Source organism: Moraxella sp. I5G (assembly GCF_055193055.1).
The window spans coordinates 48,545-69,027 of the sequence record NZ_JBUXLH010000013.1 but is presented as its reverse complement, the minus strand read 5'-3'; the positions used below and the strand labels follow the sequence as shown (position 1 = coordinate 69,027).

General features: G+C 35.6%; 20 protein-coding genes and 3 tRNA genes. 5 read left to right on the top strand and 18 right to left on the bottom strand.

Going from position 1 to position 20,483, the window contains the following annotated elements:
- Positions 1-1,030: autotransporter outer membrane beta-barrel domain-containing protein (locus ACZBKJ_RS07990; RefSeq protein WP_463200488.1), on the top strand; the 1,030-nt coding region annotated here is incomplete at its 5' end.
- A gap of 65 nt (positions 1,031-1,095) precedes the next feature.
- Here the strand turns inward: ACZBKJ_RS07990 and ACZBKJ_RS07985 are convergent.
- From ACZBKJ_RS07985 to ACZBKJ_RS07950, 8 genes are all read right to left on the bottom strand, one after another.
- A complete protein-coding gene (locus ACZBKJ_RS07985) occupies positions 1,096-1,947 on the bottom strand; it encodes a metallophosphoesterase family protein (protein WP_463200486.1) in 852 nt (283 codons plus the stop codon).
- Positions 1,948-2,026: 79 nt separating this feature from the next.
- A complete protein-coding gene (locus ACZBKJ_RS07980) occupies positions 2,027-3,421 on the bottom strand; it encodes an FAD-binding oxidoreductase (RefSeq protein ID WP_463200484.1) in 1,395 nt (464 codons plus the stop codon).
- A 66-nt stretch (positions 3,422-3,487) separates the two neighbouring features.
- Entirely contained in the window at positions 3,488-4,573 is a 1,086-nt protein-coding gene (locus ACZBKJ_RS07975; RefSeq protein ID WP_463200482.1) for a LysM peptidoglycan-binding domain-containing protein, read from the bottom strand.
- Positions 4,574-4,770: 197 nt separating this feature from the next.
- Entirely contained in the window at positions 4,771-6,117 is a 1,347-nt protein-coding gene (locus tag ACZBKJ_RS07970) for a bifunctional folylpolyglutamate synthase/dihydrofolate synthase (RefSeq protein ID WP_463200481.1), read from the bottom strand.
- 79 nt (positions 6,118-6,196) lie between these two features.
- Positions 6,197-7,087, bottom strand: a complete 891-nt coding sequence (gene accD / locus ACZBKJ_RS07965) for an acetyl-CoA carboxylase, carboxyltransferase subunit beta (protein WP_463200480.1) — start codon at positions 7,085-7,087, stop codon at positions 6,197-6,199.
- Between the two features lie 106 nt (positions 7,088-7,193).
- On the bottom strand, positions 7,194-8,018 hold the full coding sequence (gene trpA / locus ACZBKJ_RS07960) for a tryptophan synthase subunit alpha (RefSeq protein WP_463200479.1): 825 nt from the start codon (positions 8,016-8,018) through the stop codon (positions 7,194-7,196).
- A 204-nt stretch (positions 8,019-8,222) separates the two neighbouring features.
- A complete protein-coding gene (locus ACZBKJ_RS07955) occupies positions 8,223-8,651 on the bottom strand; it encodes a YiiD C-terminal domain-containing protein (protein WP_463200478.1) in 429 nt (142 codons plus the stop codon).
- Positions 8,652-8,678: 27 nt separating this feature from the next.
- Positions 8,679-9,023: a hypothetical protein gene (locus tag ACZBKJ_RS07950; protein ID WP_463200477.1), complete on the bottom strand. Its 345-nt coding sequence runs from the start codon at positions 9,021-9,023 to the stop codon at positions 8,679-8,681.
- Positions 9,024-9,285: 262 nt separating this feature from the next.
- Here ACZBKJ_RS07950 and gltS point away from each other — a divergent pair, with 262 nt between their 5' ends.
- Positions 9,286-10,569 carry a sodium/glutamate symporter gene (gene gltS / locus ACZBKJ_RS07945; protein WP_463200476.1) on the top strand — a complete coding sequence of 428 codons (1,284 nt, stop codon included), beginning with the start codon at positions 9,286-9,288 and terminating at the stop codon, positions 10,567-10,569.
- Between the two features lie 133 nt (positions 10,570-10,702).
- Positions 10,703-11,266, top strand: coding sequence for a hypothetical protein (locus ACZBKJ_RS07940; RefSeq protein WP_463200475.1), 564 nt, complete (start codon positions 10,703-10,705; stop codon positions 11,264-11,266).
- A gap of 96 nt (positions 11,267-11,362) precedes the next feature.
- Here the strand turns inward: ACZBKJ_RS07940 and ACZBKJ_RS07935 are convergent, their stop codons facing one another.
- The 6 genes from ACZBKJ_RS07935 to ACZBKJ_RS07910 all read right to left on the bottom strand — a co-directional run bounded on the left by ACZBKJ_RS07935 (position 11,363) and on the right by ACZBKJ_RS07910 (position 13,620).
- Entirely contained in the window at positions 11,363-11,815 is a 453-nt protein-coding gene (locus ACZBKJ_RS07935) for a universal stress protein (protein WP_463200474.1), read from the bottom strand.
- A gap of 34 nt (positions 11,816-11,849) precedes the next feature.
- Positions 11,850-12,740 (bottom strand): class I SAM-dependent methyltransferase, encoded by an 891-nt coding sequence (locus ACZBKJ_RS07930; protein WP_463200473.1) that lies wholly within the window; start codon positions 12,738-12,740, stop codon positions 11,850-11,852.
- A 144-nt stretch (positions 12,741-12,884) separates the two neighbouring features.
- Positions 12,885-12,960 (bottom strand) — tRNA-His (locus ACZBKJ_RS07925).
- A gap of 30 nt (positions 12,961-12,990) precedes the next feature.
- Positions 12,991-13,067: transfer RNA gene (locus tag ACZBKJ_RS07920), tRNA-Arg, on the bottom strand.
- A gap of 61 nt (positions 13,068-13,128) precedes the next feature.
- Positions 13,129-13,205 (bottom strand) — tRNA-Pro (locus tag ACZBKJ_RS07915).
- A 103-nt stretch (positions 13,206-13,308) separates the two neighbouring features.
- A complete protein-coding gene (locus ACZBKJ_RS07910) occupies positions 13,309-13,620 on the bottom strand; it encodes a rhodanese-like domain-containing protein (protein WP_463200471.1) in 312 nt (103 codons plus the stop codon).
- A gap of 88 nt (positions 13,621-13,708) precedes the next feature.
- Here ACZBKJ_RS07910 and ACZBKJ_RS07905 point away from each other — a divergent pair, with 88 nt between their 5' ends.
- Positions 13,709-14,281, top strand: a complete 573-nt coding sequence (locus tag ACZBKJ_RS07905; RefSeq protein WP_463200470.1) for a DNA-3-methyladenine glycosylase I — start codon at positions 13,709-13,711, stop codon at positions 14,279-14,281.
- Positions 14,282-14,316: 35 nt separating this feature from the next.
- On the opposite strand, the gene ACZBKJ_RS07900 is transcribed toward ACZBKJ_RS07905, so the two are convergent.
- The 4 genes from ACZBKJ_RS07900 to lptM all read right to left on the bottom strand — a co-directional run bounded on the left by ACZBKJ_RS07900 (position 14,317) and on the right by lptM (position 19,018).
- Positions 14,317-15,090: a WG repeat-containing protein gene (locus tag ACZBKJ_RS07900; protein ID WP_463200468.1), complete on the bottom strand. Its 774-nt coding sequence runs from the start codon at positions 15,088-15,090 to the stop codon at positions 14,317-14,319.
- Between the two features lie 68 nt (positions 15,091-15,158).
- The gene (gene glnD / locus ACZBKJ_RS07895; protein ID WP_463200466.1) at positions 15,159-17,846 is read right to left on the bottom strand and encodes a [protein-PII] uridylyltransferase; all 2,688 of its coding nucleotides are present in this window, start codon (positions 17,844-17,846) and stop codon (positions 15,159-15,161) included.
- Between the two features lie 61 nt (positions 17,847-17,907).
- A complete protein-coding gene (gene map, locus ACZBKJ_RS07890) occupies positions 17,908-18,699 on the bottom strand; it encodes a type I methionyl aminopeptidase (RefSeq protein ID WP_463200492.1) in 792 nt (263 codons plus the stop codon).
- Positions 18,700-18,835: 136 nt separating this feature from the next.
- Complete coding sequence (gene lptM / locus ACZBKJ_RS07885) at positions 18,836-19,018, bottom strand: LPS translocon maturation chaperone LptM (RefSeq protein ID WP_463200465.1); 183 nt, start codon at positions 19,016-19,018, stop codon at positions 18,836-18,838.
- Positions 19,019-19,229: 211 nt separating this feature from the next.
- Between lptM and ACZBKJ_RS07880 the strand changes: the two genes are divergently transcribed.
- The gene (locus ACZBKJ_RS07880) at positions 19,230-20,411 is read left to right on the top strand and encodes an acetate/propionate family kinase (protein WP_463200464.1); all 1,182 of its coding nucleotides are present in this window, start codon (positions 19,230-19,232) and stop codon (positions 20,409-20,411) included.
- The last annotated feature ends 72 nt before the right edge of the window (positions 20,412-20,483 follow it).

The following is a 20,483-nucleotide window of genomic DNA, read 5'->3' as shown; positions in this document are numbered from 1 at the left end:
AGTTGCTCGCTTAGCAGAGGAAGCCCGAATCGCTGAAGCTCAAGCTCAAGAAGCTGCGCGTCTCGCTGAAGAAAAACGCAAAGCCGAAGAAGCCGCAGCTCGCTTAGTTAAAGAGCAAGCGCTTTTAACAACACAACATCAGAGTCTGCAACCAAAACAAAAAGATTTAATCAGTCGTTATGCCAACAGTGCTTTATCTGAACTTTCTTCATCGCTTAATGGTAGTTTATTGATTCAAAATGAATTAAATAAACACATGTTTGAACAAAATTCTTCTTATATCTGGCACAATATAACTGAATTTTCGGGGCGTTATCATTCTGATGATTTTCGTGATTATCAGCAAAAAACCCATTTAAATCAGCTTGGTTTGCAACATATTCAAGATAATTATCGCGCAGGTTTGCTGCTTTCTTATGCACGTACCAAGAATGAATTTGATGATGACATTCATGGGAAAAGTCGTTTAAATATGGTATCTGCGTTTACTCAATCCCGATTTGAAAATGGCATCAATATGACATTAGATGCCAGCCGTGGTATTCATTTTAGTAAAATTTTTGGCAAAACCCAAGATGCCGATATCAGACGCCATATTACAAGCTTGGGTGTGGGGTTTGATTATCAGTTTGATTTAGATAAATTGAGTATCCAGCCTAATTTTAGCACTCATCATTACCAATTTTCAGGAACTAGTTACGTGTATGATCAGGTGCAAGTTCATACACCAAAAAACCAATTTAATGTTTATCAAGCTGGCGCAACTTTAAAATATACTTTTACACCACGTGATAATTTAACGATTACACCACAAGTTTCAATTCATTATCTTGATATTTCAAATGCTAAATTTACCACTCAAGTAAATCAGGCGATGCTCAATCAAAGTCTGGATAGCCGTTGGCAAAAAGAAATTGGATTGCAAGCCAGTTTTGGCGGTTGGAGTTTTTCAGCTTATGCTGCCCAAACTCAAAGTAAACAGCAGGAAAAACAGCATCAAGCAGGTTTAAAAGTAGGGGTTTACTGGTAAAATACCGTTATTAAAATAGTGTTATTAAATAACCATTTATTGAAGTTTTAATAAATGGTTATTTTTTAAAAAATTTTCCAATGCTGCTTATCAAAATGAATGATTTGATATAGCGGAACTGTTTTAATACGAATCGCTTGGTTTTCCTTTTCTAGTATTATCATGCATCCTTCTTGTAATTTACCATATTGGTTAAATTCTAATTCCTTTATTTTAATGCTTTTTATAATTTGATTGTCGTGAATCTTTTGATAAAAATCTTCACCAGTATGACCATAAAAATGATAAGCAATAGGAATATTATTTAGTATTTCATTGATTTCTTTCATACCATAACCACGAATACTATCTAAATAATCATCATGACTAATTAAGACATCAATATCAATTGGGTTTTTTATTAAATATTTTAAATGTTTCTTTTCATAATCCTGGATAAATCTTTTGTCATCACGTTCTTTATTGTCACCAATTCTACCAATGCCTAAAATATTTAAACTATCTTGATGATTTGTTAATACAAAAGGAGAGCCCGTGCGACAAATAAACACTTTTTGATAAACATCAACACTAAAATAAGGTAAATTGGCATGATTGTTTTCCAAGGCATCTAAAAAATCATGACATTCGTGATTACCATGTACTCCAATCATAGGAATATTGAGTTCATCTAAAAATTTTGCAATTTTAGGGTTTTTAACAATAAAATCATCCATAAAGCCCAACTCATCACGGCTATTTTTAGCATGGCGCAATGTAGCTTTATCCAAGGTATTTTTATTTGGAAAAATACCCATATCACCACATTGTAAAATAAAATCAATGGTTTCACCTGTAATTTTCTGATAATGATAAACTAATTTAAAAGGTAATAAAAATTTTCCATGAATATCAGCAAAAATAGCACATCGCAACATATAATGAACCTTGGTGAAATAAGTAAATGACAAAAATAAAAAATGACGTTAAAAAACGCCATTTTAAATAATCTAATTATCAGTCAAATATTTTTCCGGGGTTTATAATTCCATTAGAATCAAAAACTGCTTTTAATTTTTTCATATAAGCGATTTCAGCTTGACTGCGGGTATAATTTAAATAAGGTTTTTTGGTCATACCAACACCATGTTCAGCAGAAACTGAACCTTTATATTTTTGTACAGTTTCAAAAACATATTGATTGACAATTTGACATTTAGAAAAAAATTCATCTTTGGATAAATTTTCAGGTTTTAAAATATTTAAATGCAAATTTCCATCGCCAATATGACCAAACCAGCATATTTCAAAATCAGGATAATTTTTATTTACAATTGTTTCAATATCATGAATAAAATTGTCTAAATGACTGATTAATACTGAAATATCATTTTTGTAAGGGGTAAATACTGAAATGGTTTCAGAAATTGATTCGCGAAGTTTCCATAATTCATGCAACTGGTCAATGCTTTGGCTCATAACGCCATCAACAATCAGTTCTTCTTCAGCGCAAGTTTCAAAAATTGCCATTGCTTCATCTAAAACAGCATCACTTACAGCCTCAAATTCAAGCAAAACATAAAAGGGTGTACGACTATCAAATGGTGATTTGGCGTGTCCGGCATCGAGTACTTTATTTAAAGCAACTTCATCAAAAAATTCAAAGGCTGTTAAATGAATGGTTTTACTAAACTTATCTAATAGTTTAACCACCGCGGTAAAATTAGGTACACCAAGCACCATTGCAGTGAGATTTACCGGCGGTTTTTCTAGTTTAATCAAAGCTTTGGTAACAAACCCTAAAGTCCCTTCAGCTCCGATAAATAAATGACGAAAATCATAACCTGTGGCATTTTTAAGCATACCACCGTTTAATTCTAAAATATCACCATTACCTGTCACTACGGTCAAACCTAGAATTTGATTGCGTGTCATGCCGTAGCGAATAACCTTAATGCCACCTGCATTGGTGCTAATATTGCCACCAATTTGACTTGAGCCACTGGATGCAAAATCCACTGCATAATATAAATTTTTACTTTCAGCAAATTCTTGTAAAGTTTTGGTGATAACACCTGCTTCCACCTCAACCATACGGTCAGCCTCGAAAAAATTGCCAATGGCATGCATTTTGTCAAAACTAATCACCACTTCACCAGCACTGGCTACTGCTCCTGCTGACAATCCTGTACGACCACCACTGGGCACTAGGGATGTTTTGTGCTTGTTGGCGATTTTAACAATTTGAGCAACTTGCTCTGTGCTCTTTGGAAATAAAATAGCACTGGCATTGGGGGTGAAATGTTTTGTCCAATCTTTGCCCCAATTCTCAAGACTATCTGCATCGGTTTTGATGGTTAAATCGGGTATTTGGCTTGCAATATCAGTTAAAAATTGCGAATGTTCAGTCATGATGTTCTCTGTTAAATATTAATTAATTGTCAATAAATTTATAAAATAAATCAACTTAGATGGTTGCTATTCTTCCAGCTTTTTAACAAAGGTGCTGGTGGTTTTAACGCGACTGTCATTTGCCACTTTTTTCTCCAGTGTGTGTGCAGCATCATAACTTTTCTCAGAACCCACAAGTACGCGAACGCCTTTACTGGTCTGACTGGTCGATACTTTATAGCCTGCTGCTTTATATTGTTTGGCAACTTCATTGGCCTTTTCAGCATTTTCTAGTAAAGCCACCTGTACACTGTAGCGATGAACTGGCTGTTTACTATTTTCTTTTTTTGGCGTTTCTTTTTTGGCAACTTCAGTTTTTTTGGCTTCATTGGCTTTGGCAATGCGTTCAGCTTCGACTTTTGAAGGGATTTTGATGGTCTTACCAACAGGCAATGCATCGTTGCGTCCCATATTATTTGCACTTGCTAAAACCGAAACAGGGATGCCATATTGTCGAGACAGTCTTAACCAATTATCACCACTGACAACCGTATGTTGTCCAGCCTTATTAGGAGCTTTATTGTTTTCAGGTTTTGGTTCAATCTTTTTAACTTCTTGAGATTTAGCTACTTCTTTAGGTTTTTGCTCAATTTCTTTTTTAGCTTCGGCTTTTCGCTCTTCTTCAGCCTTCTTGGCTTTAGCTTCAGCAGCGATAACTTCAGGACGTACTTTTACCATTGGTGTTACAGGTGTACTGTCAAGTTTTTGACTGTCTGTGTCGTCTTGAGTATCGTTTTTTTGTGTTTCTAAAGCGGTTTTATCCAGCTGTTTTTTTCTTTGCGCTTCTGCCTTTTCTTCAGTTTCTTTTCTGGCTTTTTCCTCAGCATTTTGATTGGCTTTTTCCTGAGTATTTAGCCGTTCTGCGGATGCCTTATCCAACTGTGCTTGTTGAGCTTCTCTTTCTTTTTGTTTTGCTTGTAAAATCTTGATTTCGGTGTCATAGTCGGCAGTCAAAGGCACAACCTTTGGGTGAGCTACCTTTTCTTCGGCTTTGATGGAGCTTTGTTTGACCGTTTGAGTTTCGGTTTTATCGTCTTTTTGGGTAAGTGCAATCAGGGCGACGCTACCACCAAGTAAAAGACTTCCGCCCAATAATAATTGTTTTGAAATCATATTATTATGCCAATAATAGTAATGATAATAAATGAACATTTAAAAGTGTTGAATTAAACAACAATCCAACATGTAAAGCAAGCAAATTTTGCCTTGATTTTAAACAAAAGCTAAAAATCAATGACAAAAATTCCACAATATCTTACCATAAATATCAACAAAAACACGCAATATTTATTATCAAATGTTTCAATCATTTATGATTTAGGTTGATGTTCAGCGCCTAGGGCAATCAAACTTTCACTGATGGTATAAAACGAACCAAAACATAAAATCAAATCACCTTCATTACTGGCATTGATCGCTCCAAAAACACTTGCAGCAACAGAGTCATAATCCTGATAACAAGCATTGGGGATGTGGTGCAAGAGATTGTTTATTAAAGCATTTGGGCTGCTTGCACGAACATTGTTAATTTTGCCAATATGCCAACTGTAGATGGGTAGATTAGCTTTACTGATTAATGATAAAACGGCATCGTTATCTTTGTCAGCGAGCATGGAAAACACAATGTGTAATTTTGCCGTTGGATTTTTTTGATTAAAATTTTGCCAATAAGGTTTAAACTGATTTAATAAAAAATGTATCCCATGCTCATTGTGTCCGACATCAAACAACCAGTGACGGTTTTTCAAATCACGTTTGTCAAATCTGCCATTTAAGCGAGTGTTTTTGATGCCTTGAATGATATGATTGATGTGAATATTTAAATTGCTAGCCAGTACAGTGCTGATGGCAATACTGGCATTGATGGGTGATATATGGATATTGGGCAAAGATAAAGTAATATTTTTAGCTGAATAAATAAATGAATCAGCATTTTTTGTATAATAAAAATCCCGCCCAAACTGAATCATGGCATTTTGATGGTAACAAATTGCATCATTTAGACTATTTGGTAGGTCTCTTTCACCAAATATCAGTGTACGATTTTTGCGTAAGATACCTGCTTTTTCAAAGGCAATTTTTTCGCGCGTATCACCAAGCCAATCGGTGTGGTCAATACCAACATTGGTAATAACACACAAATCAGCATCAAAAATATTGACAACATCAAGCCGCCCACCGAGTCCAATTTCAAGCACCCAAACATCACAATTTTGTTTTTGAAAAATATAAAACGCCGCCAGTGTCGTCATCTCAAAAAATGATAAGGTTAATTGGCAAGAAACTCGAGCCGCTTCTACAGCAGAAAAAGCAGAGATTAAACTATCGTCATCAATGATTTGCCCGTTGATTTGAATGCGTTCATTAAAAGAAATAAGATGTGGCGACTGATAAAGCGCAGTTTTTAATCCTGCTTGTTGGCAAATATTGGCAATGGCGGATGTAGTGGAACCTTTGCCATTAGTGCCAGCAACGGTAAAAATATAAGGTTTTTTTTCATTAAATTCAAAAAGTTGTAATTGATTGGCAATGGGTAACACCCGTTCAAGCCCCATATCAATAGCGGAAACATGAATGCTACCCATGTAATTAAGCCAGTCGCTGACGCTCTTTAAATCAGAAGCGTTTATTGTATTTTGATAAACTGATGTACTCATAAAAACAATCCAAAAACCGCACTAAACAAACAGCGCGGTTATCAAAAATATATCTTGGATAAAATAATGAAGGTTAAAATCAATTAATATTAGGCAGTTTGGTTAATTTTGCCAAAACTCGGTAAATGGTACTGGTAAGCTGATGACGATGCACAACCATATCGACAGTGCCTTTATCTAATAAAAACTCAGCCCGCTGAAACGGTTCATCAAGTACTTCACGCACCGTTTGTTCAATAACACGTTTACCAGCAAAACCAATCATAGCGCGTGGTTCAGCGATATGTATGTCGCCAAGCATGGCAAGACTTGCTGTTACGCCGCCATACACGGGGTTGGTTAATATTACCAAATAAGGCACACCTGCTAAGCGAAGTTTTTCAATGATGGCTGATGTACGCGCCATTTGCATTAAGGATAATAAACCTTCTTGCATTCTAGCACCACCTGATGCGGCAAAGCACACGAGTGGCTTTCTTTCTTTAAGAGCTTTTTCGCCAGCTTGCACAAAGCGGTCTCCAACCACTGAACCCATGGAGCCGCCCATAAATTTAAAATCAAAAGCACAAGCAATCAATTCTAAATTTTTAATTTTGCCTGACATAACAATCAAGGCTTCCGATTCACCAGTGCTTTTTTGGGCGCTGGTCATGCGTTCAGGGTAGGGTTTAGAATCTACAAAATTTAAAGGATTACCCGCAGTAAACTCTTGTCCAAGCTCTTCATCGATATTATCAAAAAACCATTCCAAACGTTTACGTGCTGACATAGTCAGATGATGGTCACAGTCAGGGCAAACGTACTGATTAAAAATTAAGGATGTGTTAGTGGTTAAAGAATGACAGTTGGGGCATTCTGTTGAAGGTTCAGTTTCTACCGCTGATGGTGTTGGTATGCGGTCTTGTTTGATGGAAGGTATAGAGCGATACAGCCAAACAGTTGGCTCGGAAACTTGAGTTTCACCAGTCATAAAAATTCCTAAAGAAAATTGATAGAACTAATATAGTTTACAATTGTTTTATTTATTTAGCAAAAGTTTTTTCATGTTTGATATCAGCTTACATTATCAGCCTGCTTTAACTTGACAATTCATCAATAGCTTGGCGTAATTCGTCCATTTTGGATAAAATTTGCTCAATTGCTTGAGTGATTTTATCTGCACCATCACCAACTTTTTCAAAATGGCGTACAAGCTCACTGCCAACAATTACACCATCGGCAGAACCTGCAATGGCTTTAGCAGAAACACCATCACGAATTCCAAAACCCACGCAAATAGGCAAATCAGTTTTTGTTTTAATTTGCTCAACGTGTTTACTGACATCGGCGGTATCAAGCGCTTTTGAGCCTGTTACGCCTTTTAAGGATACGTAATAGATAAAGCCTGAACCTTGTTCTAGAACGGTTTTTTGACGTTCTTCTTCGGTGGTGGGGGCGAGTAGAAAAATTTGATTTATTGCATAATTTTTCAGTATTTGGCTAAAATGCGCGCTGGTTTCGTTTGGGGGTAAATCCACTAGCAGTAAGCCATCAACACCTGCCTGACTGCACAATTGAACAAATTCATCCGTACCAATAATTTCCATTGGATTGAGATAACCCATTAATAAAACAGGGGTTTTTTGATTGGTTTGTCGAAATTTGGCAACCATTTCAATGGCTTTTTTAGTGCTGGTGCCACCCATCAAAGCACGTTCTCCCGCTAAAGCAATGGTTTTGCCATCCGCCATAGGGTCAGAAAATGGTAAACCAATTTCAATCATGTCAGCACCATGGACGACCAATCTGTGCATCAAATCCACAGTCACTTCTGGATTGGGGTCGCCTGCCATGATATAAGGGATAAGAGCTTTTTTGCCATGTTGTTTTAAAGTATCAAAAGTGCGTTCAATGCGAGTCATAATCCTGCTCTTAAATAAAAATGCCTGAAATCAAAAATGATTTAATTTATCATAATTTAGTAAATTTTACCACCAAATCAAAAATTTATTGATTATTTGTTTATTTTAATAAAATAAAAAATGTATACAATAAAAATACGATTTAAGTGTGCTTAAATTTAATTTAATAATATAAAAAAATATTAGGATTAATAAATAAAATAATTAATTGTGATTAAAAATAACAAATACTCCAATAAATTCACTGACCAATTCATCACTGCAAAATAATTGACAAGTTAAGGTGATTTTGCTTTTACCTTTTTTATCTAAAATGGTTTTTGCATGATGCAATGCATCAGTATCTGGGTTTTTAGTAATGGCAATAATATCAGATTTGGCAGGGCGAATGTATTTGATTTGACTGGTTGCAATTACAATATTACCTTGACTTTTTGGAAAGTTTAAATGCACCCACGACCAAGCCGATAAAGTTGCCACCAATGCTTGACTGCCCCCAAAGATACTTTGATGATGATTGTGATTTTCTTGGTAGGGTGCCAAAATCCTTACTTCATCAGGTTTTTGTAAAATAACTTGCAAATTTAACGCATGAAATGCAGGAATGTGATTTGATAAAAATTTAGCGAGCATAAATGATAACTGTGATGTTTAAAACGATTATTCTTTTTCAAGGGATTGTTTTTGACGAGCAAATTTTTGAGCTTCCACATAACCTGCATCATCGGCAAAATACATTTTATTAACCGCTTCATCATGATAAAACCGATAAGTTTCCCCAGTGGGTACTGTTACAGAAAAATCTTTAAAAAAGTCTTTTAAAGCTTGATAAATTTCTTGCTCGGATTTTCCAAGCGTAAAAATGGGACTGGCAATTTCTTCAAGTTTATTTCTTTCTTTATCGCTTAATAACTGTTGAATTTGATTGTGGTCAGCGATATTTTCAATAATAGTGCGCGCATCTTTTATGGTTAATTTATCAACATCAAAGCTGGCAAAAAACATAATGGTTTCCTTTGATAAAAAAATTATTATACGCCTATTTTAAAAATAAAATAAAGTTTAATTCGAAAAATATTGTAGATAAACAATTATTTATTTAATTTATAATGAAAATTTATCGCTTTTCTTAATAAATATCTTTTATTTTACAAAAAATTAATCATCTGTTACAATAAATTAAGTATTTTATTTTAAATGATAATCATTTTTATTTAAAGTGTTTTGATTGGGTTTTGTAATATTTATTTAATAACAGGAGATAATAGTGCATACTGTTACGCTCAATGGCTATTATACGTTGATTCTGGCAACGCTTGTACTGCTTTTAGGTCGTTTTTTGGTTAAACGCATTAAGTTTTTAGAAGATTTTAATATTCCCGAACCTGTCGCTGGCGGTCTTGTGGCGGCAGCGCTGGTTTATGGATTAAATGCAGCTGGTATTATTACGTTTAATATCACCAAAGAATTGCAAACCGCGTGTATGTTGATGTTCTTTACTTCTATTGGTTTGAGTGCTGATTTTAGCCGTTTAAAAGCAGGTGGTAAACCATTATTTATCTTTACTATTGTGGTTTCAGTATTTATCTTTTCCCAAAATATTGTTGGCGTTGTTATGGCAAAGGTAACTGGTCTTGACCCACAAATGGGACTAGTAGCAGGTTCGGTTGCTTTAACGGGTGGACATGGTACAGCGGCGGCATGGGGCGCAATTTTAGAAAATAAATATAATGTTACAGGAGCAACCACCATTGGTATCGCAGCAGCAACTTATGGACTTGTGGCAGGTGGGTTGATTGGCGGTCCTGTAGCAAAACATTTAATTAAAAAATTAGGCATCAAACTAAATTTAGCGAATGAGAACCGCACGGATTTGGAAAAATTGACCGATGAACAGTCATTATATAGCACTAAACATACCCAAAGTGAAGATGCTAATAAAGAAATTTTTGAAAAACCTGACAACATTCGTTTAATTACCGCATCGTCAACGATTGAAACATTGGCGATGTTTGCTGCTTGTCTTGTGTTTTCAAGTGTCATGACTGATATTGCAAAAGACACTTGGTTTGAATTACCAACCTTTGTTTGGGCTTTGGCAGGCGGGGTAATTTTACGCAATGTTTTGACCAAAATTTTTAATTTTGATATGTTTGACAGGGCCATTGATGTATTTGGTAACGCATCGTTAAGTTTATTTTTGGCAATGGCGCTTTTGTCGTTAAAACTGTGGGAATTGACCGATTTGGCAGGTCCTATGCTGATTATTTTGCTCACCCAAACCGTTGCTATGATTTTGTATGCGTATTTTGTAACCTTTTACATTATGGGTAAAGATTATGATGCCGCAGTTTTGGCGGCTGGACATTGCGGCTTTGGGCTTGGGGCAACCCCAACAGCAATTGCCAATATGCAAGCAATTACTGACCGTTATCTGCCATCACATAAGGCATTTTTGGTCGTGCCAATGGTGGGAGCGTTTTTTGTGGACGTGATTAATACTGCAACATTGCAGGTCTTTGCAGTAAGCATCTCAAAGATTTTTGGCTGATTGATCTAAATAGTACCTAAATTGATTGCCATTCTTTTTTTGAATCATTTTATGATTTGATAACATAAAGTATACTTATTTAAAATAATTGTTAGCTATAATCAATTTAGGTTTTTGCATCTTGAGGAAAAATATGATGGTTTTTAAATATCTTGGTGTTGGGCTTCTTAGTGTTTGTTTATTGACTGCGTGTCAAAATGATGATAAAAATGCAGCAGTTCCAGTACCAAAAACAGCCGAACAATCAACATCAAAAAAAGCTGAACAAACAGATAATCAGCAAATGGTCAACGCTGCTAAAGCGGATAAAAACCAAGTAGAAAAACAGTCTGATGATATAGAAGGTGAACGCAAGTTACTGCTTGATCAACCAGAAGATGAACGTAAAACCTACTACATTCCAGACAGTGTGAAACAGTCCGATGATGGTTTGATTGCAGTTGTGGTGGAAATGACCCAAAAACCAATTCCTGAAGATAATACAGCTTTGGTGCGTCAGCAGATGATTGTTGATTGTCAGTATAAATTATCAGCACCTGTGGCGGTTAGTTTATTTGATGCTAAAGGTGAAAAATTAGAAGCTGAAGAGTTTGAATATCCCGATTATAAAGCATTTTCTGAAGATGAGTTAAAAAATGCTCAAGAAAGCAATGATGAAGCTGCAAATAAATTAATCGCTACTGTTTGTAAAAAATAATTTAAAAAATAATTTATGCATGTAGCATCAAAAAATAAAACCGCTTATAAAATAAGTGGTTTTATTTGTTTATTAATAATGTATTGAATTTAAAAATTATTTATTGCTGGTTAGCTGCACTACCAAAACATCACTGTTTAGGTTGGGTAAAATGCTATCGGCGGTTGAACCTTCAAGCCAAGCTGAAAGCCCTGTACGTTTGTGTCTGCCAATAATAACCAAGTCAATGGCATTGTTATTGACATAATCAATAATGCCACGACGACCAGAAATGGCGGTTTTGATTTTAGCGTCGTGGGCTTGTAGGTCATTTCTTTCAAGCACTTGAGCTAAACGGGTACGCGCTGTTTGACAGCGCTCTTCATCAATTTCTTCATGTAATGCTGAAGCAGGGATAAGTTCATAGCCAAAACCAAGCATGGTTTCTTCTACAATGTGCAATACTGATAGTTGTATATTTGGCGATATTTGCAATACCCATTTGGCCTTAGCAGCAACCAAATCAGTGTCGTCATTTAAATCAGTAACAAGTAGAACGTTTTGATACATAATAAACTCCCATTGATAAAATAATTGATTGATATTAATCCAAAATATGATAATGCAACATTTTAAAAGAATGTCTAAATAGTGGAATGTAGCGCATTAATTTTGACCATACTGCGCCAATTGCTTTAATTTCTGGAAAATCACCATAATAGTAGGTGTGAATCAGTTTAATTTTTTGATGCCAAGATTGTAGGGTAAGTGGATTATCTATGCCAAACTTAAAGCGCGCTTTAGCGTGTTTGACAGCAATGTGTTTATCAGAACGTTGAGAAATTAATGTGCTAGATATATCAAAATGAACGTCTGAGTCAGAAAAACGATTGGCTAGATTTTGCAAAAACCGCCGATTATCCGCTTCATCAAAGTACATCAAAACCCCTTCAATAATAAAAATAAAACGGGCGTTAGAATCAGATAATAGCAATGTATCTAGCCAATCAGTTTTTAAAATAGAACCTGTCAGTAAAATTTCATTATCACACACTGGCAGTAATTTTTTACGAAAATTTAGAACCTCGGGTAAATCTACACTATAAAACAACGCTTGTTTTGCCGTTTTTTTATCTATATCCAGAAGTCTTTGGCAGCGCGCATCAAGTCCTGCGCCAACATTAACAACAATGGGGACTTTTTGATTGGTTTGAATGGACTGCTGAATAAAGTTCAAGGCTTGTTTGTCAAAATGTTTGGCGCGAATTGCACAGCCAACGGTATTTCGTCTATCGCCAAACTGGCTTAATTTTTGACCATTTTTAATAAAATAATCGCTGAGTTGACAGGCATAAGAGTCGGTAATAATAGGATTTTTTTGACGGCTTTCTACAGCGCGCCCATACAAAGGGATTAATAATGTTTGAGCAATTGCATCATCAAAAACCAAATTATCAAAATGATGATTGGTTTGAGAAAGAGAGAGGGTAGCCATAAGCAGTTTCCTAAGAGTGTATGATTAAACTGTTATGTAATAACCATTATCACTACTATCATGGCATAATCTTATGGGAAATTCAAGAGAAAAGTATATAAACAAAAAACTTCCAATTTTATTAAAATTGGAAGTTTTTGAATATGGGGCGATTGATGGGGCTCGAACCCACGACAACCGAGATCACAACCCGGGGCTCTACCAACTGAGCTACAACCGCCATAAAGATTTTATGATTGCTTCAGGCAAATGGCGCGCCTGGCAGGATTCGAACCTGCGACCACCCGCTTAGAAGGCGGATGCTCTATCCAACTGAGCTACAGGCGCTCTAGTAGTTGATGTCAGCAACCTAATAAAAAAAGCCTAATAGGTAAAGGCTTGACAAATATGGTCGGAGTGGAGGGATTCGAACCCCCGACCCTCTGGTCCCAAACCAGATGCGCTACCAAGCTGCGCTACACTCCGTCTTTGTGGTGCGTATGATAGCACATTAGGTTTCATTGTCAAGTAAGATTTAAAAAAAAATAAATAAAATTTTATAACTTATTGATTTATATAAAATTAAATTTTAAATATTTTCTGAGATAATTGGCATACCCAAAGCTTTGGCGGCTCGTGTTCCGCCTATTAAATGAATGATTTGACGGTTTTTATCAAAACTTTCTAAAAGCTGACAGGCTTTTTCAGCTTTTGTGCCGCCACCGCAAAGTACATAAATATCACCTTGGGTATTATCAAGCAGCTCTTTAGTTAGGCTGGCAAGAGGTTGATTTTTGGCAAAAGCAATATGTCCTTCATTAAAATTGATTTCATCGCGAACGTCCCAAATTACGGTATCTTCGCTTGGGGTAAATTGACGAATGTCTAAAGGTTTAATCATAAAAATTCCTCATACAGCTATTACATCATTAAATACTAAGCAACAAATAAATTTTTGTTATAATAACAGTTTTTTGGGAGTTTTTAAAATGGCTGAACATTTAATTCGCTGTTCTTGGTGTGTCGATGATGCTTTATATCAACATTACCATGACACACAGTGGGGTAAGCCATTATTTGATGATCAGGAATTATTTGCCAATTTATGTTTAGAGGTGATGCAAGTTGGTCTTAGCTGGATTTTAGTGCTTAGAAAAAAAGAATATTTATATCAAGCGTTTTATGACTTTCATCCTGATAAAATTATCTGTTTTGATGACAATGATGTTGAAAAATTGCTCCAAAATAAAAATATTATTCGCAATAAAGCAAAGATATTGGCAATTATTCATAATGCTAAAATATATAAAAAAATTACAGAAAATCAATCATTTAGCGATTATCTTTGGGGGATTATTCGACAATTTGATACTTACCCAAAAGACAATTGCCCAAAAACTTTGGCTGAAGTTCCTGCTAAAACTGATATAAGTGAAAAATTTGCCAAACAACTTAAAAAAGATGGTTTTAAATTTTTGGGAGCGACAACATGTTACGCTTTTATGCAAGCAGTAGGTATGGTAAATGACCATATAGCTGATTGCATATTTCGCGATGTTTGATTTAAAAAATGATGAGTTATAAAATTAATAAATGGTTAATTATAATCAATGGGCTGTTCGTCTTTATCAATAAAGTAGATTTTATCATTCATCTCAACAAAGGCGCTTCCCTCAACAAAATCGCTTGCATAACGATACTTTAAAGAAATAACAGTTTCACCTTTTTTATTAATATAACCATATTTTATGGCGGAACTGTCAGCGTCTTTTATGCCAACAACTGCCAAACCTTCACTAAAACTTTCAGCTTCATCATAGAAAAACGGGATAACAACTTTACCTTGAGTGTCTATAAAACCCCATTTGCCATTTTGTTGAGCTAGCAACAAACCATCATCAAACCAGTCTGCAGTTTGATTGTATTCATAAGTAGGCTTAATGACAACTTTACCTTGAGTGTCTATAAAACCCCATTTGCCATTTTGTAAAACTTTTGCACGTTCATTGTGAAAACCAAAAGCATTTTTGAATTGGGGCTTGATGGCAAATTTTCCATCTTTTTTGATATAACCAAATAAATCACCTTGTTTGACCAGTGCTAAACCATCATCAAACCCATGCGCTTCATCAAATTTAGCGGGCATAATGATTTTTCCTGTTTTATCAACGTAAGTGTATTTATTGGTGGATTTTTGGCGAACTGGGGTTAGATTTTCATTAAGTGTGCAATCATTGTAAGAACTGTATTCATAGTCATCAGGCAAATTGGCATGATTTTCGCAAAATTCATAGACTTCTTCGGTGGTTTGGGTAGAGCCTGCTGTAGAAAATATGCCTAGAAATAATAATGTTAACAATTTAATTTTCATTAAGTTTTCCAATAACTAATTTAAAATTATTATAAATTCATTAATATCAAATTGCAATTTTTGCTGTTTTATAACTCATTTAGCAATGTATTTTTTAAATGTGTTAATTTTTCATCGCTTAGCAAACAGCCATTATCACTGATAAAAAATATATCTTCGGCACGTTCACCCATTGTAGTGATTTTGGCACCATGCACCTGAATGCTCAGTCTACTAAACACCCAACCAATTTTTGCTAAAAGCCCTGTGGAATCTTTAGTAACAAGACTCATTTTGTGATGATTTTGATGAATGCTCATACTAGCTCTTTCAAAACAAATATCAGTTGTAACTGAAAAATGTTTTAGCGAACGCTCCAGACCAAATTCTGAGCTGGGTTTGATGGATTTTTTGTCTAAGTTAAAAATCAGTTCAGATTTTAGAGTATTTTGTGCATCAATATCAGTTAAAAATTTACTAATAAATCGCCCTGTATTATCCCGTAGAGCAAAACGGTCAATGACCACATAGGTATCTAGCGCACAAGGTGTGCCATCAATATTTACAGTTAAAATGTTTGCATTGAGTACACTCAGCCCAAGACTGTCCAAAATACTGACCATTTTGGCAAATAAGTTTTTTCGGTCAGGAATGCAAACAAATAACTGCATAGCGTCCAATGCTAAATCACTGTGTTCTTGTAAACTGACAAAGGGTAGGTTGTTTTGATGAGTTAAAATTTTGTGTGTTTGCCAAGCAATATCTGTGTGTTTTTGGCTTAAAAAATACGCTTCACCAAAATTTTTCCACAAAGCATCAATTACATCATCAGAAAACTCAAGCAAAGCTTTTGCTTTTTTTTGACGACTTTGTAGTAAGCAGTGTTTGTCAATAATTGCCTCACCCAAAGTTAATACTTGATGAGTGCTTAAGTAAAGCCGTTTTAATAAAGCTGCTCGCCAGCTATTCCAAAGCTGACTGTTGGTCGCATTCATATCAGCAACGGTTAAAACATAGAGGTGGTTTAGGCGAGTAACCGAACCAACCAGTTTGGCAAACTTTTTAATCACTTCAGGGTCGTAAATATCCTGTTTTTGGGCAGTAAGCGACATGGTTAAATGCTCACGTACCAGCCAAGCTGCAAAATCAGCATCATGCTCACTCATATGATGGCCAAGGCAAAACTCATATACATCTTTTGCACCAAGCTCGCTATGGTCGCCACCACGACCTTTGGCAATGTCATGAAAAATCGCGCTGATGGTTAAAATATCTTTGCGGTGAATGTGCTGATAAATCTCGCCCACTAAATCAAATGCCTGTTTTTGAGTGTCATTTAAATGATTTAAAGTTTGTAATATGTAAACCAATAATAAAGTATGCTCATCAACTGTATAGCGATGAAATAAATCATACTGCATCAATCCTATGATGGGTTCAAACAAAGGCAAATAATTACTTAAAACGCCATAACGTTTCATCAATCGCAATCTTTCAAACAGAGCATTATTTTTCTGTAAATTTGCTAAAAACAGTTGTTGGTGAATGGGATTTTTGCGGTAATCATCATCAATTAAGTCTTTTGCCTGATATAAAGCTTGTAAGGCTTTTGCGGTGAGTTTTGCAGTATTTTTTTGACCCATAACCAAAAAAATTTTTAATAAATTTTCAGGTTTTTGAGTAAAAACATCAGGGTAATTAATATCAATGGCAGCGGTTGAAATCGGAATGTTTGGTGAATTATTTATCCAAATCTGACTAAAATCATCATCTATTTTTTTGCAATCAAACTCAAATAAAATAAAACTTTCATAAAAATAATTACATAATAATTCTGATAAACTAGCAATCGTCATGGCGTGCCGATAGTACTGCTTCATCAATTGCTCAGCAGGCGTGTTGCCATCACCAAAAAATCCCATTAATGGAGCAATTTGTTTTTGTTTACCAAAAGTCAATCGGTCTTCATAACAACCTGTTAATGCGTGTAAATGATGGCGAATGCACCAAAGATAGTGTTTGGCTTTTTTAAGATTGTCTAGCTGATTTTGATTGATAAAATTATTTTTGACCAAATCACTCAAATCATCAACATCATTAAAATAAAGTTTGCCAAGCCACCCTAAAACATGTAAATCACGAAGCCCGCCAACAGTGTTTTTGATGTGGGGCTGAAGATTGTATTCGGTGGCGTGATGTGCCTGATGCCGTTTTTGAATTTCCATCATTTTAACGTGATAAAAATCGCTTACTGTCCATGATTTTTTAACAATTGTTATGGGATTGTCTTTTAAAATTTCATCGCCTGCAATAAAACGACTTTCCAGTAGGGCAGTAGCGATGGTGTGGTCTGTAATCGCATCAAGAGTTTGGTCGTACGTGCGAACCGATAAGGCTGGGGTGATGCCAATGTCCCATAAAGCAGTATGAAATTGAGCAATAGCTTTGGAATGTTTCTTGGTCGCTTCGCCAAAAATTAAAATATCCACGTCAGAATGGGGAAATAATTCACTTCTGCCATAACCGCCAACAGCAAATAGTGCAATATCATGATTGATATCGGTAAAAAAATGCTCAAATAAAGTATTTAAAATTTTATCAATGATGTGTGTGCGAGCAATGAGAATGTTTTGGATAACGTTAGGACCTTGTTGCTCTAAAGTAAATAATGTTTCATGTAAAATTTGATTGACAGTTTTTAGATAATCTTTGAAGATTAAATAGTTATTATCTGTAAAATCAGGGAAATTGGGCAGGTTAATGATTGAATTATCCATTTTATCGTCTTTGGTAATTTGGATTAAAAAAAAGAGTGCCAAGCAGCACTCTATTTATGGTTTATTGTTTAACCCAGCTTAAATCTTCATCTGGTCGAGCTGTGGTTACAATGCAGCCGTTGTCAGTAACAATCAGCGTATGTTCCCATTGAGCAGAAAGTTTACGGTCTTTGGTGATGGCTGTCCAACCGTCTTTCATAATTTTGGTTTGCCATACGCCTTGATTAATCATGGGTTCAATGGTGAATGCCATACCTGTTTTAAGTTCAATGCCTGTACCTTGTTTACCATAATGTAAAACTTGAGGTTCGCAGTGAAATTCTTTACCAATGCCATGACCACAAAATTCACGAACAATACTAAAGCGTTCAGGCTCTACCACTTTTTGGATAGCTGCTCCGATATCGCCAAGCCGAGCGCCATTTTTAACCACACTCATGCCAGCATACAGAGCTTTTTGGGCAGTATCACAAATGCGTTTTGCCATAACTGAACCTTCGCCAATAATCCACATAGCTGATGTATCGCCGTAATAACCATCTTTAATCACAGTAACATCAATATTGATGATATCACCGTCTTTTAAAATGCGCTGATGGTCGGGCATGCCATGGCAAACGACATGATTTATGGATGTACATAAAGTAAAAGGATAGCCTTTGTAATTTAGACAAGCAGGGATGGCATGCTGAACTTCAGTAATGTGTTTATATGCTAAATCGTCCAGAAAACCTGTGCTAATACCAGCTTTTACATAAGGGTCTAAAACTTGTAGAACTTCAGCAGCAAGCTGACCTGCAATTTTCATTTTGGTAATTTCATCATTGGTTAAAATAGGAATGCTCATTACAATTTGCCTTAGTTTATTTATTTAAAATTTATTAAAATTAATCTATGGTATTAAATCAAATCATGATTAAATTATCTTTTGTTTAATTGGACTACTCATTAAACTGTGTTAAGTCTGGTGATTGTGAGAAATAGGTATTTTAATAATCATTGATGTGATTTTCAGATTCATCAGATTGATAAGTTTTTGATGAATCTACTGAAGAATCGGATTCAAACAATGGTCTTTGGCTTGGGTTTTTCTCAGCAAGGTATAATGCTCCTTTTTGACCACAAGCAGACAAAACAGATAAAAGTGCCAGTAAAGAAAAAATTTTTAACATTATGGGTCATCTAAAATCAAAAATAAATGGGTTATTATAACATAAAGCCTGATAAAGTTTTGATTTACACTAAAGAGTTTTTAAATGCTGTTATTGTGTTATTTTAATTATGTTTGTTATAATGACGAATATTTTGGGTAACAGGGTCGCTTATCAAAAAGCGATTCTTTTTAGCAAATGTTCTCACCTTTTTAGTTATAAAGGAATTGTCATGTCATTAACCAATCCAACCTTAGTATTAAACTGTGGTTCTTCTTCTATCAAATATGCTTTGATTAGTCAAGATGGAAGCACTCGCATTGAAGGGCTTGCTGAAGCGCTTGGCAACGCAGATGCTCGCATTAAACATAAACATCTAGACGGTAGCAAAGAAGAAATCAGCATACCTGGTGCAACTCATCAGCTGGCTTTGCAAAAAATTCTTGCCTTAATTGAGCAATATCATCCCGTGGCAGTTGGTCATCGCGTGGTGCATGGTGGTCGTGAGTTTTCATCAGCGGTGCGTATCAATGAGCATGTATTGAGTGAAATCAAACGTTTGTCCATCCTTGCTCCATTACACAATCCTGCTAATGCAGCTGGTGTAGAAGCGGTATTGGCAATTTATCCAAACTTACCTCAAGTAGCGGTATTTGATACAGCGTTTCATCAAACCATGCCCGAAGTAGCGTTCCGCTACGCCATTCCAAAATCATTGTATGAAGAACACAGCATTCGTCGTTATGGTTTTCATGGTACATCACACCACTACGTTTCCCATCGCGCTAGTGAATTGACTAATAAAGAAGGAAAACACGGCTGGCTTGTAGCGCATCTAGGTAATGGTTGTTCAGCAACTGCTGTTTATGATGGTAAAAGTTTAGATACCAGTATGGGTTTGACACCACTTGAAGGCTTGATGATGGGTACTCGCAGCGGAGATGTTGACCCAAGTTTGCACATTCATTTGCATCGTGTTATGGGATTGTCTATTGAAGAAGTGGATACATTGCTCAATAAAAAAAGTGGACTTTTGGGTGTATCTGGCTTGTCTAATGACATGCGCACCATTGAACAAGCCGCTAAAGAAGGCAACAAAGATGCAATTTTAGCACTTGAAATGTTTGCTTACCGTGTTGCTAAATATTTGGCGGGTTTAAGCTGCGCACTGCCTGAATTTACTGGTATTGTCTTTACAGGCGGTATCGGTGAAAACGGCAGTGATATGCGTGCTAAGATTGTGGCAAATTTACGTCATTTTGGTTTTGATGTGGATAATGCTAAAAACGCTGAACTGATTCGTGGCGCTGAAGGTGCTTTCCACACCGAAAATTCACAACGTCAATTGTGGGTCATTCCAACTGATGAAGAATTCCAAATCATGACAGATACTTTGGAAGTATTGGGTTTGTAATTTTACAGTATTTTGGTAAAAGTCAGATTTGTCTGGTCTGACTTTTGATTTAATTTTGAATAAGAGCGATAC

Excerpts from the sequence above, each read along its gene's own strand:
- ACZBKJ_RS07985 (WP_463200486.1), bottom strand. The coding sequence starts at position 1,947 with ATGTTGCGATGTGCTATTTTTGCTGATATTCATGGAAAATTTTTATTA.
- ACZBKJ_RS07980 (WP_463200484.1), bottom strand. The coding sequence starts at position 3,421 with ATGACTGAACATTCGCAATTTTTAACTGATATTGCAAGCCAAATACCC.
- ACZBKJ_RS07975 (WP_463200482.1), bottom strand. The coding sequence starts at position 4,573 with ATGATTTCAAAACAATTATTATTGGGCGGAAGTCTTTTACTTGGTGGT.
- ACZBKJ_RS07970 (WP_463200481.1), bottom strand. The coding sequence starts at position 6,117 with ATGAGTACATCAGTTTATCAAAATACAATAAACGCTTCTGATTTAAAG.
- accD (WP_463200480.1), bottom strand. The coding sequence starts at position 7,087 with ATGACTGGTGAAACTCAAGTTTCCGAGCCAACTGTTTGGCTGTATCGC.
- trpA (WP_463200479.1), bottom strand. The coding sequence starts at position 8,018 with ATGACTCGCATTGAACGCACTTTTGATACTTTAAAACAACATGGCAAA.
- ACZBKJ_RS07955 (WP_463200478.1), bottom strand. The coding sequence starts at position 8,651 with ATGCTCGCTAAATTTTTATCAAATCACATTCCTGCATTTCATGCGTTA.
- ACZBKJ_RS07950 (WP_463200477.1), bottom strand. The coding sequence starts at position 9,023 with ATGTTTTTTGCCAGCTTTGATGTTGATAAATTAACCATAAAAGATGCG.
- ACZBKJ_RS07940 (WP_463200475.1), top strand. The coding sequence starts at position 10,703 with ATGATGGTTTTTAAATATCTTGGTGTTGGGCTTCTTAGTGTTTGTTTA.
- ACZBKJ_RS07935 (WP_463200474.1), bottom strand. The coding sequence starts at position 11,815 with ATGTATCAAAACGTTCTACTTGTTACTGATTTAAATGACGACACTGAT.
- ACZBKJ_RS07930 (WP_463200473.1), bottom strand. The coding sequence starts at position 12,740 with ATGGCTACCCTCTCTCTTTCTCAAACCAATCATCATTTTGATAATTTG.
- ACZBKJ_RS07910 (WP_463200471.1), bottom strand. The coding sequence starts at position 13,620 with ATGATTAAACCTTTAGACATTCGTCAATTTACCCCAAGCGAAGATACC.
- ACZBKJ_RS07905 (WP_463200470.1), top strand. The coding sequence starts at position 13,709 with ATGGCTGAACATTTAATTCGCTGTTCTTGGTGTGTCGATGATGCTTTA.
- ACZBKJ_RS07900 (WP_463200468.1), bottom strand. The coding sequence starts at position 15,090 with ATGAAAATTAAATTGTTAACATTATTATTTCTAGGCATATTTTCTACA.
- glnD (WP_463200466.1), bottom strand. The coding sequence starts at position 17,846 with ATGGATAATTCAATCATTAACCTGCCCAATTTCCCTGATTTTACAGAT.
- lptM (WP_463200465.1), bottom strand. The coding sequence starts at position 19,018 with ATGTTAAAAATTTTTTCTTTACTGGCACTTTTATCTGTTTTGTCTGCT.
- ACZBKJ_RS07880 (WP_463200464.1), top strand. The coding sequence starts at position 19,230 with ATGTCATTAACCAATCCAACCTTAGTATTAAACTGTGGTTCTTCTTCT.